Below are 18,110 nucleotides of genomic sequence, written 5' to 3'. Positions count from 1 at the left end.
AATTTATAAGTAAATATAAGTAATGCTTTTGTTTTTAGAATATGTTTTTTTATTACTGAAGTAATGGTATTTGTGAATACAATGTAGTATAGAGGTGTTTTTTTAAAACTGAATAATGAAACCTTGTTCTTCCCGCTTATATGCGGAAACAATAAAGAGGAATAAACCTAAAAGCCTTTAAAAAACTTAGCGCTCTTAAAACATTTTATAATAAAAGGAATATAGAAATTCTGTGAGGATATAAAAATTCACTGAAAACGGGGTACTCTATACAATGTTAAATATTCATTTTTGACTAACTATTTTTAACGATGTAAAATTCGTTTTAAAAATAAAATTGATAGTTGTTTTCTTGTGCTACTTTTTTTAAGTGTGTATTTAATTAAGGAATAAAATTAAATACAAATAAAAGATGAAGTATCTCGAATATCAATTAAAAGAAATCGTATATATATTTGGTTTTAATTTGTTTAAGTGTACAGATTACTTTTGTTGTATATGCGGGATTAAAAAAACAGAGTGTTGTTAAAAACATCGAATATTTTCTGTGAAATAGCTTTTTGTCGTTAAAAAACGTTTTTTATCGATGAATAAATGTTAACAAAAATTAAGTTAATTAACATTTTTTATTTAATTTCGCTGTTTTTGCGCCTAGAAATGAGGTACATATTAGCATTTAGTAAGGGATAAATGCTATTAAAATCTAACTATCAATTTTAACTAATTTAACCTATGAAAAAAGTAATACTATATTTATTAGTAGCTGTAAGTACGTTTGGGGTCTATGGTCAGGAAAAACCAACTGACGTCGTTTACAGGAGAAGTTCGTTATTTACACTTATGGTAACGGATAAAGAAAGAGAATACGCAGATGTCATTGAAGAGGCATTTACATCAGCCGAGATTCCTGAAAAATTTAATAATCATAACATTGAGCTAAGAACAATAGCCAAAGTTTATGATGAATCATTATCGAAAGAAGAGATAAAAGAAGCGCAGAAAGTAGCTATTCAAGAATACTTTTCTACTAACAAAATTGCAAAAGCAGTAGTTGCAAAATGGTTTAATAGAAGTGAACAAGGAGGCTTTAATATGGATCTTATCTCAGAGAGAGGGTCATATAACGCTACAGAGTTAGATGTGAAAATTGCTAAAAATAGCGAAAGAGGACTTGCTTTGCTAGCAGATGCTGGAGAAGAACTTATCAAGAACACATTTATTGTTGTTAATGATTTTAAGTATATCAGTAAAGAAGAAGTTGCCGAAAAAGCCAAAGCAGGATTAGGGTTTGCTGCAAGTCTTGCAGGAAACGGTGGTGGACTTGGATCCAAGTTAGCAGGTAAGGCTCTTGATGTTGCAGGAAAAGGATATGTGATTAAAACAACTTCAAACCTTTATAAATTGGTATGGAATGAAGAAACTGCTGCTATCTTCTATAATGATTATTGGACAGATGATGCTAATCTTGATGAAGCCAAGAAGAAGGCTTTTGATGAGTCTGATATTTTTAAAGTAGAATTAATAGGTACAGAAGTTGCATGGGCCGATCTGCAAAGTAGCTCATTTACTAGAAAAAGTGAAGAACAACTAGTATCCATTGCTACTGTAAAAGCAGTTGATGCTGTAATTGCAAAATTGCAAAGAAAATACGAAGTATTTAGAACAAAAACTCCTTTAATAAGTGGAGATCCATTATCTGCAAAAATTGGATTGAAAGAAGGATTAGAAGGAGGAGATAAATATGAAGTATTAGAGCAAACCATTGATAAAAATGGGAAAACAGTTTATAAAAGACAAGGTGTTATCAAAGTAAACAAAAAACAAATATGGGATAACCGTTTTATGGCTGGAGAAGAGCACGAATCTACAGAAGAGATTAAAGAATATACACTATTTAAAGGGGGTAAAAACTTTTACTCCGGGATGTTAATCAGACAAATTAATTAAGAAAGAAAACTTTATATTATGAATAAGTTTATCACAAAGATTGGCTTGGTAGTATTACTATTGTTATGTTTTAGTTTTAATGCTAATGCCCAACGAAAAAAGAAATTGGCTAATAAGGATACCCAAGAATGGAGGTATGATGTAGAATGTGAAGGTATTGCTAAACAAGGTTCTAAACTTGTAAAAGTATGGTCATATTCCAAAAACCCAAAGTTTGCAGTTGCTCAGGCAATGAAAAATGCCGTACATGGTATGGTGTTTAAAGGATATGCAGGAGGAGGAAATGGTTGTACACCATTTAAACCTTTGGTAAGTAATCCAAGTGCTGAGAAGGATCATGCAGAATTCTTTAAAACCTTTTTTAGCGATGGTGGAGAATTTAGAAAATACGTTACAGCAGCGGCAGATGGTAATATAGCACCAGGTGATCGCTTAAAAGTTAGTAAAAGAGAATATAAAATAGGTGTAGTTGTAAATGTGACCACTGACCAATTAAGAAAAAAGTTAGAGGCAGAGGGAATAATTAGAGCTTTAAATTCGGGATTTTAAACATAAAACAAAAGATTAATGAAAAAAAATATTATCGTACTCGTTGGGGTTTTAATGCTTACCATCTCCTTTGGTTTTGGTCAAGCAAAAAAACCTACTATTATGGTTGTTCCTAGTGATGTTTGGTGCAATCAAAATGGATATATGTTAGGGTTTAACAATCAAGGGACAATTGTAAAGGTTCCCGATTATAAAAGGGCATTTCAGGAAAATGCTGAAGTATTACAGGTAATTAGTCAAATAAATGGTATGATGGCAGAAAGAGGATTTCCTCTTAAAAATATGGAATCTGCTATAAAAACTTTAGAGTCTAATGCTGCCGAAGATAATATGCGTTCTTCAAAAGACACAGGAAGCGGTGTAAGTGAAAGTCCAATTGATGCACTTAAGAAAGTTGCCAAAGCAGATATTATTATGCAATTAACTTGGACTATTAATAAAACTGGTCCTAAGAAATCAGTTAACTTTAATCTTCAAGGGTTAGATGCATATACAGACAAACAAATCGCAACAGCAACAGGTACAGGAGCTCCTTCTTTCTCTGCAGAAGTACCAGTATTACTTTCTGAAGCGGTATTATCACACATGGATAACTTTACCGGTTCTCTACAAACTCATTTTGATGATATGTTTGAAAACGGACGTGAAATTATTGTAAGAGTTCAGAAATGGGATGATTGGGATGGTGATCTAGAATCAGAATATGGTGATGATGATGAAGAACTAGGAATTATTATCGAAGATTGGTTAGCTGATAATGCAGTTAAAGGTAGATTTAATACTACAGATATGACAGCAGATATGGCTTTATTTGAACAAGTAAGAATTCCTCTTTTTAATGATAAAGGAAGAGCTATGGATGCAAGAAGATTTGTAAGAGGACTTAGCAAAATGCTAAAAAGTGAGCCATATGCAATTCCAAACAAGCTTGTTATGAAAGGCTTAGGTAGAGCAACAATCATATTAGGAGGAAAATAAAATATAAAATGATGAAAAGAGTATTATATATAATGTTGTTTTTTGTTGCGACTTCATTGGTAGCACAAGAAAAAAGTAACAACGATGGTATTTCATTAGCAGCATATGTGCCGAGGCAAGTAGAAGGAATTCCTGCTTCTGCCAAAAAAATGCTATTGAATAGATTAGCACAGATTATTACTAAAAATGGAATTAGTGAAAATCCGTATAACTCAAGGTTTATATTAGCACCAAATGTTAGTGTGTTAAGTAAAGATATAACAGCTACGGCTCCTCCAAAAACTGCATTAAATTTAAATGTAACACTATATATTGGTGATGGAGTATCTGGAACCTTGTTTGCTAGTCAATCTATCGAGTTAAAAGGAGTTGGTAATAATGAAACCAAAGCATATATCTCTGCGATTAAAAGATTATCACCAAAAAACCCTGAAATTTTAGAGTTTGTTGAAAAAGGAAAAGAAAAGATTATAGAGTATTATAATTCTAACTGTTCTAACATTCTTAAAAAAGCAGCAGCTTTAGAAGCACAGAATGAATTTGATGAAGCTTTGGTTATATTAACTAATGTTCCTGAAGCAAGTACTTGTTTTAATAAAGTAAAGTCAAAAATCAAGGTTCTTTATCAAAAGAGTATCGATAGAGATTGTAAGCAAAAACTTACTGAGGCATCAGCTATCTGGGCGGCAAATCAGGATATAAATGCAGCAAATGAAGCTGGAGCTATTTTATCAACTATAGAGCCTCAAGGAGCTTGTTATGGTAAAGTAAAATCTTTATATGCAAAAATTGCGGCAAGAGTTAAGGATTTAAGTGATAGAGACTGGAACTATCAGTTAAAAGTATTAGATCTTAAAAAGACTTATATTAAGGCTGCTAGAGACGTAGGAGTAGCGTATGGTAAAAATCAACCTCAAAATGTAAAATATAATGTAAGAGGTTGGTATTAAGATTATATATCATATACCTAATATAAAAAAAAGCTGTCTAACTAATTAGACAGCTTTTTTTATGCTTTTACATATTTAAAAATTTCATAAACTAGAATTGCTGGCCAAACGATTGCTTTTAAAACACCAACTACACCTATCCAAAAACCTGTAGCGTGACTAATATAATAGATTACTGCTCCTATAAAACCTAAACCATAGATTGAATTAGAAGAAGCATTTGTTTTTACTTTTTCTTTCATTGTAGAACTTTTTATCTATATAACATACATTATTTACTTACTCTTCCTATAGCGCAACTCACATACGATTTTGCTTTTATATTAAAGTTGTTTTTATCTCCCTTAATTGGATATCCAAGTTTTAAAAGTTCCTGTCGTACTGTTTCCAGACCCTGATGGGTTTTATAACTAAAAGATACAGAACAATCATTGACGTTTATACATATATCTTTGATGCCCTCTAGTGCATGAAGTTTTTTTGCAATTGTATTTTCGCAACCACTGCATTTTAAATTTTGGATTTCAATAGTTGTTCTCATAATATCAATTTTAGCAATCGAAACTATGAGTTTATACTATGGTAAACTATGATATATATCAGAGAATATCTGCTTCTTATGATGATTTATGTCATTTTTATTAGAAAACACTACTTCTATCTTTGATAATAAACCTGAAGTAGATTATGTTATGATGCAATCCCTTCGTATAGTAGCAAGAACCAAAGCTTTTTTTATAGAGATTGGAGATTTATCATATTTCTCTAGACGTTTTTTCAGAGAAGTCTTTACCAAACCATTTGAGTTCCAGGAGTTATTGCGACAGTGCTATCATATGGGCAATCGTTCTTTGCTTTTAGTAGGAGTAACAGGGTTTATTTTAGGGTTGGTTTTTACGCTTCAGTCAAGACCTACGTTAATGGAATTTGGAGCAGAATCGTGGATGCCTTCTATGGTAGGGATTTCTATAGTTAGAGAAATAGGGCCAGTAATTACCGCTTTGATTTGCGCAGGTCGAATTGGCTCAGGAATTGGAGCAGAGTTGGGTTCGATGAGAGTTACAGAACAAATCGATGCGATGGAAGTATCAGGAACAAATCCTTTTAAATATTTAGTAGTTACTCGCATTGTAGCAACTACATTAATGTTACCTATTCTTATTGTATTTGGAGATGCGATTGCTTTATTTGGTTCTGCAATCGTAGAAAACCTAAAAGGAGCTGTATCCTACCGACTGTATTTTAATCAGGTTTTTGATGCTATTGAGTATAGCGATATAGTTCCTGCAACTATAAAATCATTCTTTTTTGGGTATGCGATTGGATTAGTAGGATGTTATAAAGGGTATTATTGTAAAAAGGGAACAGCTGGAGTGGGTGAAGCATCGAATTCTGCAGTAGTATATACTTCGATGCTATTATTTATAATTGACTTTGTCGCTGTTTTTTTGGCAGATATATTTTTTGAAATCTGATGAAATTAAAAGAGAATATAGTAACCGTTTTAGAAATCCAGAATCTTAAAAAAAGTTTTGGAGAGAATCATGTACTTAATGGGTTTAATCTGCGATTATTTGAAGGAGAAAATCTTGTAGTAATGGGAAAGTCGGGCTCTGGTAAATCAGTAATGATTAAATGCCTTGTTGGATTGATGCAGGCTGATAGTGGTAGCATAAGGATAAGGAATCAGGATATTACAGTTCTGGGACAAACCGAATTAGATCTATTACGAACCGAAATTGGATTTCTATTTCAAGGAAGTGCATTATATGATTCGATGACCGTGCGAGAAAATCTTGAATTTCCGCTTAGACGGCATAAAAAAAAACTAAGGATGACAGGACATACTGAGGCATTAGTCATTGAAGCACTTGAAAATGTAGGCCTAGTAGATGCCATTGATCTAATGCCTGCAGAACTTTCTGGTGGAATGCAGCGACGTATCGCGTTAGCGAGAGCACTAATATTGAAACCTAAAATTATTCTTTATGACGAACCTACTACAGGGCTAGATCCTATAACAGCAAAAGAGATTATTGAGTTGATGCGTAGTATACAAGCAAAATATGGAACCTCTTCACTAATTATAACGCATGATGTGGATTGTGCTCGTGTCATTTCTAATCGAATTATTTTATTGGTCGATGGGATTAATTATGCAGAGGGGACTTATCAAGAATTATCACATTCTGATGATCCTGAGACAATGGCATTTTTTAAACATTAGAAATGACACTAACCAAAAGTAAAATGTTATGAAAAAAACAACATCTCAAAAATTTAAACTTGGCGTTTTTGTAGTCGTCGGGACAGTACTACTTATTGCAGCATTATATTCGATAGGAAATCGACAAAATCTATTTGGTAATACCATTAAAATCATGACGCAATTCACAAATGTAAATGGTCTCGAATTAGGTAATAATGTTCGTTATTCTGGAATCAATGTGGGAACCGTGAGTAGAATTCGTATGATAAATGATGCTCAAATTATAGTAGAAATGGTCATTGAAGAAAAGATTGGGAAGCATATAAAAAAAGACGCTGTTGCTACAATTGGATCAGACGGTTTAGTAGGTAATATGATTGTTAATATAATTCCTAGGGAAAGTAAAAAACCATCTGTGATTTCAGGAGATACAATTCAATCCTATAGTAAAATTGGAACCGATGATATGCTTACGACCTTAAACGTTACCAATGAAAATGCAGCATTACTTACAGCTGATTTATTAAAAATAACAACAGAAATTGTTAATGGTAAAGGAACACTAGGATTGTTAATCAATGATTCTATTATGGCTAAAGACCTTAAAAAGACAATGTATGAATTAAGAAAAGCTAGTACTGGAGCATCATATGCAATTGAAGAGCTCAAAGATGTTATTTCTTCTATTAAGGAAAACGAAAGTATTGCTGGGGTTTTATTAAATGATAGTTTGTCCGGGCAAAAAATGAAAACTATAGTTAGTAACCTAGAGAAATCGAGTACTGAGATTGTCGAAGTTACAGGAAACCTAAACAATGTGGTTAGAAAGATTAATGATGGAGAAGGAGTATTACATTATTTGGCAAATGACTCTATGTTAGTAAAAAATATAGATTCTACAATGAATAATATTAAAGAAGGAACCAATCGATTTAATGAAAATATGGAAGCTTTAAAGCATAATTTCTTTTTTAAAAATTACTTTAAAAAGATGGAAAAAGAAAAAAACTAATATCATCATGAGTTATGAAAATAGAACATCTCGAAGAACGAATAAGTGATTATAGAAATTCTATAAAAACTGTTGTGGATAAAAGAGTATTATGGAAAAACACAACAAAAAATATTCTTGTTAGAACATTGAACAGAATTGTAAAACAATATGATATTGGATGGAAAGTTCAAGAATTAAGCTGGATACAGAACAATGAAGCAGTTAATATCACTTTTGATTCTTTTCCTCCAGAATTAATAGATTGTACCAACTTAATCCCAGCGTATCAATTTTTACCGGGAGGAGCACTGATTTTTTCTCAATCCTACAATGGGGATGTTTATGTTTTTATGATATTTCCACAGATCGAAAACGTATCTCATGAAAATAATATGGTAGAATTAGGCGTATATACCCCAGAATCTATAACCGAAAAATTTATAGTAGAAAAAGTTGATGAATTTTTGAAAGAAATGATTAAATGGGAAGTCCCTTCATTAAAGAAGAAAGTGGGATATTAAAATAAAGCAAGCTTTGTTATAGTTAATGATCATAACATTTTAGGTATTCAATGCTATTATTACAGTAGTGTATAGCCTTTAATATCCGCTTTAAAGTATTCTTGTTTTCCTTCCTTACTATCCCAGATTGCAGTCATCTTATTTGGAATTATTAGTCCATCATAATCTTGATATTCTCCAACTTCGCCTATAAAATTTTCTAATTCGATATCTCTATATCTTTTGGTTTTAAAGAGGTCTATCATTCCATTTTGATTAAATATAAAAAGACCATCAAGGACTTGGCTATTCTTTGTAATAGTTGCTTTGATTGTTTTTGAGTCAATAGTTTGCCACAAAATATCAGGATCCAGAAAACCCATAGGGAACCATATTAGTTCCCCTAAATATCGTCCTAGTGAACTTTGATCTACTTTTTGACCAGTAAATAGTATTAAGTTTTTCAGGCCTAATAGACTCACTTTTACTTCTCCCCTATGATTAACATATTTATCTCGAATAAGCATTGGTAAAGTTTTAGCTGTCCAGATAAAACCAGGGTTGTTGGATGACATATATTGTATAGCAGTAAACGATAACCAATTTTTTTCGGGATTTGTTTTTATCATTCCCGTTTGTTTAAAAGTAGCATTGCAATATTTTGGTTTTCCCAGAACACCCGTTTTGATGAGATGATTTTTTATAAGATTTGGTAGATTTTTCAGGTCATTTTTGGTGATTTTTTGATCACCTCTTTTTGAATTGAATAGTGCTGTTTTTTCTTTTTCAACCCTACTATTAAAAGAGGATATTCCGGCAACACCTATTAAGAATAGTAATAATACGATACTCCCAATTATCATAAATATTATTTTAATAATTCTTTAAAATACTAATAATCTGAAGTCTTCTAAATTATAGTATGACTGGCTGATTATAAATGATTTATGTCATTCTTTTTGAGCCGATAAAATCATACCTTTTTTTAAACAGACAGAAATCATGAAAAATATTCTTTATGCTACTGATTATACAGAACATTCAGTATCTGCTTTGCGTTATGCATACGATTTAAGTAGTAGAATAAAAGCAAGGTTGATAGTATTACATGTTTTTGATGTTATGACTTTTACAGGAACTACAGTAATAAGTTCCTTAAGGCAGACTTCAAAAAGATTATATGAGGAACAGTATTCTATTCTGAAAGAGTATTGTATTAGACATTTAGGAAATAATTTGTCTGATATGAATATACAAATTGAAGTAGCTAGGAATATATCAATTACAGAAGAAATCCTACTAAAAGTAAAAGAATTATCTGTTGACATGGTTGTTATAGGAATAAAAGATAAATATAGTAAGCGAGGATTTCTAGAAGGAGATATTGCTAAAAAACTAATAACTAAGATTTCTTGCCCTCTTATGGTTATCCCAAATAATAGTATAGCCACCGAGATAAAGAATATTGTATATGCAACAGATTTTGAAGAAGAAGATATTTTTGCTATTAAAAGACTACTAGAAATCGCAGCATTTTTTGAGGCCACAATACATGTTGTTCATATCTCGTCCAAAGAAAACGATGAGGACGAAAATCAAATGGCTTGGTTTAAAGAAATGTTATTTCAAAAGGTGAGCTATCCTAATCTCGAATTTGATGTCCTTGTTTCTGATAATATCCATGACAAATTAAATGAGTATTTGAAAAGTCTTGATGCAGATATAATTGCAATGCTAGAAAGAGGTAGACGAGGTTTCATTAAAAAATTATTTCATAAGGATGTTGTAAAACAAATAGAATCTCATACAACTATTCCGTTATTAAGTTTCAATATCAATTAATAATCCTCCCATCACCCATTTGTATAATTCGGTCTGTTTTATCTGCAAAATCTTGATCATGGGTCACAACAAGTAATGAAAGCCCTTGTTCTTCACTAAGTTGTTTGAAAATATTAAAAACATTATCAGAATTTTGACTATCTAAATTACCTGTAGGTTCATCTCCCATTATGATAGTTGGATTATTAATCAAAGCTCTGGCGATGGCTACTCTCTGTTTTTCTCCACCCGATATTTGTGATGCTCTTTTTTTTGCAATATGCTCGATGTTAAGGATGCGGAGCTTTTCTATGGCATTATATTCTATTTCTTCGATTGATTTTTCAGCTAACTTTTTAGCTGGTAGCATAACGTTTTCCAAAACCGAAAATTCGGATAATAAATAATGAAACTGGAACACAAAACCAATGTGCTTATTTCTGATATAAGAGAGCTTTTCGTTTTCTTGACCTGTAATCAATTCTGTATTTAAATACAAGTCACCTTCATAACCTGTGTCCATGGTAGACAATATATATAATAAAGTGGATTTTCCACATCCAGACTTTCCCATAATAGAAGCAAACTCTCCTTGATTTACCTTAAAATTAATATCTTTTAGTACGTGAAAAAGTACTGGTTTCCTGAAATATTTATTGATGTTTCTTGCTTCAAGAATTGTTTTCATAACTTAAATTATTGTCCTCTGATAATACGAACAGGATCTATTTTTTTAGCCTTTTTAGATGGTAGATAGCCAGCCAAAAAAGTTGAAATCATAGCAAAAGAGAAACCGATAATATAAAACCAGGGATTATGATTAATTGGATATGTAGAAATTGTTGGTAAAGCTTCAGTTTCAAAAGGTAAACTACCAATCAAATGAGATAATCCAAAACCTATTAGTAACCCTAAACTTCCACCAACAGCTCCTATGATCATCGCTTGACTCATAAAGATGAATTGCACATCTTTACCCGAAAATCCGATTGCTTTTAGAATAGCAATATCATTCATTTTTTCATAAATCATCATGTTTAGAATATTATAAATGCCAAAACCAGCTACAATTAATAAGGTAATAGAAACAGCATATGTAATTAGATTTCTGATTGTTGTTCCTGTTTCAAACTGGGCATTTGCGGTTTTGATATCAATAGCTTTTAACTGAAATTGTTGTTCAATTTTTTGTGCTAATGGAATTGCATCTTCGATATTAAATAGCTTTACATTGATATCAGTAATATAATTTTCGGCTTGACCTAATATTCGTTGTACTGTCTTTACATTTGCAAAACTTTGAATATTATCAATATCTGCAATACCGCTTTGATATAACCCTACAATTTTTAACGGAAAGACATCTCCTTTTATCGTACTAACCTGAACTCGATCTCCTATATCTAATGACATTTTCTCTGCCACTCCAGCACCCAATAAAATACCATTATCATTATTTTTTAATGCTTGCGGACTACCTTTAACTACATAATCTTTAAAATTGAAGAGTTCAACTTCTTGTAAAATATCTATACCGGTTAAGTTTCCTCCTAATTCGATAGAACCAGCGATATAAAATATTTGCTCTTTTATTTGAGGAATAGCACCTTTTACTTTGGGATCTTTGTTTAGATAATTGATTATTGGTAATGCATTATGAATCCTTTTTTGGCTTTGTTTTGGTTTAATTGAGTGTACAATGTTAAGTGTGTTTTGAAATTCAAAATATAGATCGGTAGGTTGTTTTTTTGAAGGCTCAATCTCATTAAAAATATGAATATGTGGTGTCTGATTGAGTATTAAATCATCTAGCATTCCATTAAGTCCAGTCATAAAACAAACCAAAGTGATGTATGAGCCAATACCAAATGTTACTCCAAGAGCTGCTGTTGCGGTTTGTTTAATTTTGGTAACCAAATGTGTTTTGGCGATGTTTAATATAACTTTTTTGTTAACCATCATTGAGGTTTGTAAATCCATGTTTTCGAAGTAATTCCGGATAATACTTCTACAGTATCCATACTTTGTAATCCGATCTTGATTTCAGTTAACCCTTTTTCAGTTTTTACTTTATTGCCATCAACCAAATATTCTTTTGGGATAGTCAAGGTTTTTGAGATATGAGCAATTATAATATTTGCTTCTCCGGATAAACCAGGATATAATACCCCAGGACTTTTTTCAAACAGTGCTTCGACCATAAAAGTCTGGTTACGCTCATCTTTTTTCGGATAAATTTTACTCACTTTTGCTACAAAGACTTCTTCATCGTATGCATCTAAGGTTATGAGCGTCTTTTGGTTCTTTTTTATCTTTACTATGTCTACTTCGTCAACCAACATTTCTATAACAAAAACGCTATCACTCCCTAAAGAAGCCAAGGGTTCCAAAGTATTAACAACTTCTCCTGGGTTTTTATACAATGCATAAATCTTTCCATTAATTTTACTATTAATAGTGAAGTCTTTTGTGGTAATAACCGATGTTTTGTAAGTGTTTTTGGCTTGTTTTAATTGAGTTTGAAGTTCTTCCCTAGTCCTGTAATATTTGTTTTTTAACAGGCTTAAATTATTGGTAGAAAGTTCATAGGTTAATTTTTTAGTGTCATATTCTACTTTTGAACCAATGTGTTGACTCCAAAGATTTTTTTGACGGCAATAGTTAATAGAATCATTTGTCATTTTTAATATTGCTGCTTTTATTTCTTCTTCTATGCTACTAAGAATAGCTGCGTTTCCGTCATAATTATTTTTTGCCAGCTCTAAAGATAATCTGGCATTTTCTGCATTTAATTTCGGATTGCTATTTATAACCTGAAGTATAGGAACCCCTTTTTTTATGATTTGTCCTTCTTCTACGAGATTTTTATCCAGGATGCCATTTACCGAAGCATATGCTTGATATAAACTATCTGGTTGAATCGTTACCGATGAATATACTGATTCTGTAACATTACTAACCGTGGGAAGTATTTTATCTTCTTTAGTAGAGCAAGAGATAAAAATGGTAACAAAAAGTATCCTTAATACGAGGGTATGCATACGTATTTGTTTTTTATCAAATTTCTACTAAAAGAGCGGCTTTCGAAATGATATTTATCATATTTAAAACAGGGTATACCTATTATTTTTGAATAAAAATTAAACAGAGATATTTATGAAAACCAATATTCAATTTGTACAAATGCCGACAAGTGAAACCATGGAAGATTATGTACATGAAAAACTAGATAAACTATTCAAGAAATACGATTGGGTAATCAAATCTGATGTGTTTTTTAAAAAAGAAAATGATCCAAAAGGAAAAGGGAAAATCTGTACTATGGAATTGAGTTTGCCAGGACCTAAAATATATGCAACATCAAATGAACAGAATTTTGAATTAGCTTTTAAAGAAACATTAAGTGATATAGAAAAACAATTAAAAAAAAGAAAGCAAGAGTTTAAACCTTATCATTAATTATTCAAGATGTATAAACTGATATATATCATATTTTTTGAGTAAAAATAGGAGTACTTTAGCCTTGATGATAAAGAAGTGATTTATAGTTAAAGAAAGGTTTTTAGTATGGTATAGTAGAAACCAAATAGAGAAGTTAATCATGCTTAAAGGAACATAATTAGGTTTCCTTGGCTTAGTAATAAGTTTAAGAATTATAATTATAAGTAATTTACAAGATTAATTTCCTATAAAGAAGCAGGTAGGTGAAGGTCTACCTGTTTCCGTTTATAAACACTTATTTAAATACTTCTGCTTTCTTAATGAAGCATTTAAATTCTATAGGATTATTACTAAAATCTAGTACAAACATTGTTTTTTGTTCTCCTGTTTGGTCTGCATATCGTGTTTGTGGAGGAATCATAAAATCAACATTATTAGTTTTTAATTTTTGTTTTAAAATATCAAATTGGTCTTCTTGTAGGATGCATCCAAAATGAGGAATGGGGACTTTAATTTTATCTACGACTCCGCAATAGTCAAGAGGAGGGATAGTATCAGAGACATGAGCAGAAATTTGATGTCCAAAGAAATCAAAATCAACCCAGTCTGTGGTTTCTCGCCCCAGAGGACAACCTAATATTTTATTATAAAATTGTTTGGTACTACTGATGTTTTTTACTTTAAATGCAAGATGAAATATGGTGTTCATGGTTTAATATCCTTTTTTTAATGAAACTTGGTGCATTAATTCCTTACCAGATGTAAACCTGTTATAGTTTTCTACAATTTGTAATGATGCAGATTCGATATTGGTAAGACTTGCTACATGTGGAGTTATTTGAATTTTTGGATGGTTCCAGAAAGGATGATTATCTGGTAAAGGTTCTGATCTAAAGACATCAAGTATAGCCCCTGAAAGATATTTCTCCTCTAACAGATCTAATAGATCATTTTCTACAAGATGTTCACCTCTTCCTACATTAATTAGATATCCTCCAGCATTTATCTTTTTAAGGTTTGTGATATTAAGAATATTTTGAGTAGTATCGGTAAGTGGTAATATATTAATAAGTATATCGGTGTTGTGCAGGCACTTATCAAGTTGCTGTATTCCTGAGTAACTGATTACATTGTTTATGTTTTTGACAGAAGAGGACCATCCTTTAACCTTATATCCAAGTAGACCAAGCTTTTCTGCAACAAAAGAGCCTATTTTTCCTAATCCAAGGATAGATATGTTAGTGTTTTGAATATTGGTATAGGGATGTTGTTTCCATAATTTTATAGATTGTTGGTGAGCATATATAAAGTTGTTTTTTGAGATAGATAATATAGCAGTCAACAAGTATTCCCACATATCATGAGAAAGATTATTGTCTACTATTCTGCTTAATGTAATTGTTTTACGTAGTTCTTGTGTTTTAATGATGTGCTCTACCGAAGCACCTACAGACTGAACTACTTTAAGATTAGGAAATTGCAAAAGAATGTTTTGGTGTGGTTTCCAGCATAATGCAAATTTAACTATCAGGGGATCATGTATTTCTGGATAAATTTGGATAGGGATATCAGATAATTTAGATTTTAATTTTTCTGCCCAAGGTTTAGGATCTTTGTTATTAAAAACGATCACAATACTCATAGTTTTATTTTTTTATCAAAATTAAAGATAGAAATATTCAATTCGAAGTTGATTCTTTGGTTAATGGCTATATTTGAAATTGAATAAAGTTAATTATGAAGAAATGAAGAACGAATCGGTTGTAGATAATATTGATCACAGAATACTTTCTAGTTTAAAAAAGAATTCCAGGATTTCTTTTGCAGATCTGGGGCGTATAATTAACCTTTCTCCATCTGCTGTTCGTGAGCGAATTCAGAAAATGGAAGACACAGGGATAATTAAACATTATAATCTATCTTTAGATTATAAATTACTTGGATATACAATTGAAGCTTTTGTATTAGTAAAAGTATTTCATGGAAACTTAAAAGCTCTTTTTATGCTTATAAATAAGTTGCCAGAAATCAAAGAAGCCCATCGTATTACAGGAAACCAAAATGTACACCTCAAAGTTGTACTTAAGGATCAATTGCATTTACAAGATTTAATAGATAAGTTAATGCAATATGGAGATACAACTACTTTTTTGATATTGTCAGATATTACACCTCAAGAAACCTGAACGGTTTTTATTCTTTCGTAGTATTTACTACATGGATTTCCCATCGACTATTATTATTTAAAGCTACTAAGTTTGATGATATAAGATAGGATTGAATTCCAGGTCGCTTCTTTAATTTATCTTTAGAAAAAATTAGATGTTCTGGACCAGACAAATGAGTTATAATAGTTCCATTTGGGTTTATCACCACTTCATCGTAGCTATATGAAATCACTTTTTTATCAAGTAGATCATTTTTCCCCAACTCCTCTTTTGCAATTTTTAGAACAATAGCATATCCGTCATTAAATGGAATACCATTTAGGTATTCTGGTTCAATTACCGTCTTTCCAGATTTATCAATATATCCATAATAATAAATATCATTTTTTATTTGTTTAATCAGACATCTTTCGTTGCTAAAGTAAGGATAACTTTCACTTCCCTTAGAAGCTACAATATCTTCTCTATACGGTATTATTATTTCTCCTTTTGTATTTATGAAAGCCCATTTATTTCCTTTTCGTATTGCAGCGAGCTCTTCATGAAATGGTGTAATTTCATCAATATCTTTTATAATCTGCGCGGTTCCATAAAACGAAAATAATATCAGGCCTATGCTTAAAATGAGTATTCTTTTCATCAGTATGTATCTTTTAAATTATACTTCTAAAAATAACATATGGATACCAATCATAAAATGAGAAATATCATACTATCAAAATCTTGGTTAAATCTTATGAATTGATATAAAAGAATACTGGAAAAGCAAGTTAGTATATAATTTCAAAACATTTAAAAGGCCTTATATCCCCTTCTTCAAATGAAACATCGTCCACTTTTGCAAATTCTGGTCCAAGAGTACACCATGCTATAAAGGAGGTAAGTTGATCGTGATTTCCTTCGGCTTCTATATATACATTTCCGTTGCTTAGATTTTTTACATGGCCCGTGATATGGAGTTCTTTGGCTTTTTCAAGTGTATTTTTTCGATACCAAACTCCCTGAACTTTTCCTGTTACTGTAATGTTATAATGTTTTAACATTTATGATGCTTTTTGGACATATATGATAGTTTTGAAAGGTACCTAAATAATATAAAAAGTGATATAAATTCTTATAAAAATAACTTATCAAAAATCATATTTTTAAGATTTTTGGGGAGCTCGTCTCTTATATGCTTCATCTCTCCTGTCGATACATATTTACGAAGTATGAAAAATGTAGTATTAATATAATGTTCTGCTATTTCATTAGATTCAAAATCATAAGTAGAAGTCACTCCGTCAAAGGACCTTACTAAATCAATAAACTCCTTCATATGTTTTATCCTATGTTTTTTACCTTTAATAGACCACCCATTGACATATACAGCTTTTAGAAACATGGGGAGTTGAGCAATAAATTGCAAGGACTCTTCTATAGATATAATTTCTCGTAATCCATGTAAAATTGCAGATAGAATTCTACCTGCTTTATCTGGAGTCTCGCTTAAGTTCATTTCTTCAGCATATTCTTTTAAAAAAGTGTTTGCTTCTGTTGCATATCGATTAAAATTAAGTGCCATTATAAAGAGGTTTTGGTTTTCGATTATTCGAACATAAAATATAAAGTTATCATCTTCTAAAGAGGATTTGTATGATAATTATCATATTAATTGGGGATTACATCTTATAATTTTGACATTGTAAAAACACTTAATACTTACATTATGAAAAAAATTCTTGTCCCCGTAGATTTTTCTGAATATTCTGAATATGCATTAAAGGTTGCAGCAATACTAGCTAAACAACAAAATGCAGAAATTGTAGTATTACACATGTTAGGATTATCTGAAGCCGTATTGACCAAAAATGAAGGTCAGGAGATTAATGAAGCAATGTATTATATGAAACTTGCAGAAAATAGATTTAGTGCTTTTTTGGATAAAGATTATCTGGAAGGAATTAAAGTAACAGAAACTGTACAGAATTATAAGATTTTTAGTGAGATTAATGAGGTAGCACATGAAAATGATGCAGATTTAATTGTTATGGGTTCTCATGGTGTTAGTGGTTTATCTGAAGAAGTTTTTATAGGTTCAAATACAGAGAAAGTAGTTAGAACTGCAGATGTGCCTGTATTAGTGATTAAGAATCCAGTAGAAGATTTTACTATGAAAGAAGTAGTATTTGCATGTGATTTTAAGATAGAGAATATTAGACCTTATCATAATGCGATAAAACTGTTTAACTCATTTGGAGCTAATGTACATTTGTTATATATAAACCTACCGGGAGAACGATTTAGAAGCTCTGGACAGATTGAAGAAAGGGTAAGAGAATTTTTATTCAAAGCAGATTCTGGTAATATGGATATGTATAATAATGTGGTTTACTATAATGATTATAGTGTAGAAAGCGGAGTGTTTAATTATAGTAATAAAATAGAAGCAGACATTATTGCAATCCCTACTCATGGTCGTCGTGGTCTGGCACATTTCTTTAACGGAAGTATAGGAGAGGATATCGCAAATCACGCAAATAAACCAGTGATAACATTTAAAATGTAATCCCA

General features: G+C 31.2%; 23 protein-coding genes. 12 read left to right on the top strand and 11 right to left on the bottom strand.

From position 1 onward, the window contains the following. The first annotated feature begins 732 nt into the window (after positions 1-732). The 4 genes from FOF46_RS19080 to FOF46_RS19065 are packed head-to-tail and all read left to right on the top strand — an operon-like array spanning position 733 to position 4,424. Positions 733-1,947 carry a hypothetical protein gene (locus FOF46_RS19080; RefSeq protein WP_109434346.1) on the top strand — a complete coding sequence of 405 codons (1,215 nt, stop codon included), beginning with the start codon at positions 733-735 and terminating at the stop codon, positions 1,945-1,947. A gap of 18 nt (positions 1,948-1,965) precedes the next feature. Next, positions 1,966-2,496, top strand: a complete 531-nt coding sequence (locus FOF46_RS19075) for a hypothetical protein (protein ID WP_143917557.1) — start codon at positions 1,966-1,968, stop codon at positions 2,494-2,496. An 18-nt stretch (positions 2,497-2,514) separates the two neighbouring features. Next, the gene (locus FOF46_RS19070; RefSeq protein WP_109434344.1) at positions 2,515-3,474 is read left to right on the top strand and encodes a DUF6175 family protein; all 960 of its coding nucleotides are present in this window, start codon (positions 2,515-2,517) and stop codon (positions 3,472-3,474) included. A gap of 11 nt (positions 3,475-3,485) precedes the next feature. Continuing rightward, on the top strand, positions 3,486-4,424 hold the full coding sequence (locus FOF46_RS19065; protein ID WP_109434343.1) for a hypothetical protein: 939 nt from the start codon (positions 3,486-3,488) through the stop codon (positions 4,422-4,424). 59 nt (positions 4,425-4,483) lie between these two features. Here the strand turns inward: FOF46_RS19065 and FOF46_RS19060 are convergent, their stop codons facing one another. Then, positions 4,484-4,666: a hypothetical protein gene (locus FOF46_RS19060; protein ID WP_143917556.1), complete on the bottom strand. Its 183-nt coding sequence runs from the start codon at positions 4,664-4,666 to the stop codon at positions 4,484-4,486. A 29-nt stretch (positions 4,667-4,695) separates the two neighbouring features. Further along, complete coding sequence (locus FOF46_RS19055) at positions 4,696-4,965, bottom strand: heavy-metal-associated domain-containing protein (RefSeq protein ID WP_109434341.1); 270 nt, start codon at positions 4,963-4,965, stop codon at positions 4,696-4,698. Between the two features lie 151 nt (positions 4,966-5,116). Here FOF46_RS19055 and FOF46_RS19050 point away from each other — a divergent pair, with 151 nt between their 5' ends. Genes FOF46_RS19050 through FOF46_RS19035 form a run of 4 tightly spaced genes read left to right on the top strand, consistent with a single transcriptional unit; the run spans position 5,117 to position 8,148 of the window. Next, on the top strand, positions 5,117-5,899 hold the full coding sequence (locus FOF46_RS19050) for an MlaE family ABC transporter permease (RefSeq protein WP_143917562.1): 783 nt from the start codon (positions 5,117-5,119) through the stop codon (positions 5,897-5,899). Beyond that, on the top strand, positions 5,899-6,651 hold the full coding sequence (locus tag FOF46_RS19045) for an ABC transporter ATP-binding protein (RefSeq protein ID WP_143917555.1): 753 nt from the start codon (positions 5,899-5,901) through the stop codon (positions 6,649-6,651). The genes FOF46_RS19050 and FOF46_RS19045 overlap by 1 nt, the downstream gene beginning before the upstream one ends. Before the next feature lie 28 nt (positions 6,652-6,679). Beyond that, on the top strand, positions 6,680-7,645 hold the full coding sequence (locus FOF46_RS19040; protein ID WP_109434339.1) for an MlaD family protein: 966 nt from the start codon (positions 6,680-6,682) through the stop codon (positions 7,643-7,645). A gap of 14 nt (positions 7,646-7,659) precedes the next feature. Further along, positions 7,660-8,148 (top strand): hypothetical protein, encoded by a 489-nt coding sequence (locus FOF46_RS19035; protein WP_143917554.1) that lies wholly within the window; start codon positions 7,660-7,662, stop codon positions 8,146-8,148. Positions 8,149-8,207: 59 nt separating this feature from the next. Here FOF46_RS19035 and FOF46_RS19030 read toward each other — a convergent pair whose 3' ends face one another. Further along, on the bottom strand, positions 8,208-8,990 hold the full coding sequence (locus FOF46_RS19030; protein WP_143917553.1) for a DUF6544 family protein: 783 nt from the start codon (positions 8,988-8,990) through the stop codon (positions 8,208-8,210). Positions 8,991-9,129: 139 nt separating this feature from the next. Here FOF46_RS19030 and FOF46_RS19025 point away from each other — a divergent pair, with 139 nt between their 5' ends. Next, entirely contained in the window at positions 9,130-9,969 is an 840-nt protein-coding gene (locus FOF46_RS19025; RefSeq protein ID WP_109434336.1) for a universal stress protein, read from the top strand. Here FOF46_RS19025 and FOF46_RS19020 read toward each other — a convergent pair. From FOF46_RS19020 to FOF46_RS19010, 3 genes are read right to left on the bottom strand one after another with little or no spacing between them, the layout of a single operon-like run. Beyond that, positions 9,962-10,636, bottom strand: coding sequence for an ABC transporter ATP-binding protein (locus FOF46_RS19020; RefSeq protein WP_109434335.1), 675 nt, complete (start codon positions 10,634-10,636; stop codon positions 9,962-9,964). The genes FOF46_RS19025 and FOF46_RS19020 overlap by 8 nt on opposite strands. 8 nt (positions 10,637-10,644) lie before the next feature. Further along, entirely contained in the window at positions 10,645-11,907 is a 1,263-nt protein-coding gene (locus FOF46_RS19015) for an ABC transporter permease (RefSeq protein ID WP_143917561.1), read from the bottom strand. Further along, complete coding sequence (locus FOF46_RS19010) at positions 11,907-12,989, bottom strand: efflux RND transporter periplasmic adaptor subunit (RefSeq protein WP_143917552.1); 1,083 nt, start codon at positions 12,987-12,989, stop codon at positions 11,907-11,909. The genes FOF46_RS19015 and FOF46_RS19010 overlap by 1 nt, the downstream gene beginning before the upstream one ends. Positions 12,990-13,104: 115 nt before the next feature. Between FOF46_RS19010 and hpf the strand changes: the two genes are divergently transcribed. After that, a complete protein-coding gene (hpf, locus tag FOF46_RS19005) occupies positions 13,105-13,407 on the top strand; it encodes a ribosome hibernation-promoting factor, HPF/YfiA family (RefSeq protein WP_143917551.1) in 303 nt (100 codons plus the stop codon). 277 nt (positions 13,408-13,684) lie between these two features. Here the strand turns inward: hpf and FOF46_RS19000 are convergent, their stop codons facing one another. Then, entirely contained in the window at positions 13,685-14,098 is a 414-nt protein-coding gene (locus FOF46_RS19000; RefSeq protein ID WP_109434332.1) for a VOC family protein, read from the bottom strand. Between the two features lie 3 nt (positions 14,099-14,101). Then, positions 14,102-15,031, bottom strand: a complete 930-nt coding sequence (locus FOF46_RS18995) for a 2-hydroxyacid dehydrogenase (RefSeq protein ID WP_143917550.1) — start codon at positions 15,029-15,031, stop codon at positions 14,102-14,104. A 103-nt stretch (positions 15,032-15,134) separates the two neighbouring features. Here FOF46_RS18995 and FOF46_RS18990 point away from each other — a divergent pair, with 103 nt between their 5' ends. Then, complete coding sequence (locus tag FOF46_RS18990; RefSeq protein WP_109434473.1) at positions 15,135-15,575, top strand: Lrp/AsnC family transcriptional regulator; 441 nt, start codon at positions 15,135-15,137, stop codon at positions 15,573-15,575. Between the two features lie 7 nt (positions 15,576-15,582). Here the strand turns inward: FOF46_RS18990 and FOF46_RS18985 are convergent, their stop codons facing one another. The 3 genes from FOF46_RS18985 to FOF46_RS18975 form a co-directional block, all read right to left on the bottom strand. Next, the gene (locus tag FOF46_RS18985) at positions 15,583-16,197 is read right to left on the bottom strand and encodes a WG repeat-containing protein (RefSeq protein WP_143917549.1); all 615 of its coding nucleotides are present in this window, start codon (positions 16,195-16,197) and stop codon (positions 15,583-15,585) included. Between the two features lie 130 nt (positions 16,198-16,327). After that, positions 16,328-16,600: an acylphosphatase gene (locus tag FOF46_RS18980; RefSeq protein ID WP_109434329.1), complete on the bottom strand. Its 273-nt coding sequence runs from the start codon at positions 16,598-16,600 to the stop codon at positions 16,328-16,330. Between the two features lie 71 nt (positions 16,601-16,671). Next, a complete protein-coding gene (locus tag FOF46_RS18975) occupies positions 16,672-17,121 on the bottom strand; it encodes a DUF2267 domain-containing protein (RefSeq protein WP_109434328.1) in 450 nt (149 codons plus the stop codon). Between the two features lie 144 nt (positions 17,122-17,265). On the opposite strand from FOF46_RS18975, the gene FOF46_RS18970 reads away from it, so the two are divergent. After that, positions 17,266-18,105 (top strand): universal stress protein, encoded by an 840-nt coding sequence (locus FOF46_RS18970; RefSeq protein WP_109434327.1) that lies wholly within the window; start codon positions 17,266-17,268, stop codon positions 18,103-18,105. The last annotated feature ends 5 nt before the right edge of the window (positions 18,106-18,110 follow it).

Origin of the sequence: Aquimarina algiphila, from assembly GCF_007489275.1 — a bacterium.
Taxonomy (GTDB): domain Bacteria; phylum Bacteroidota; class Bacteroidia; order Flavobacteriales; family Flavobacteriaceae; genus Aquimarina; species Aquimarina algiphila.
Note: the sequence above shows the minus strand (reverse complement) of the source record. Positions and strands in the feature narration are given on the sequence as shown.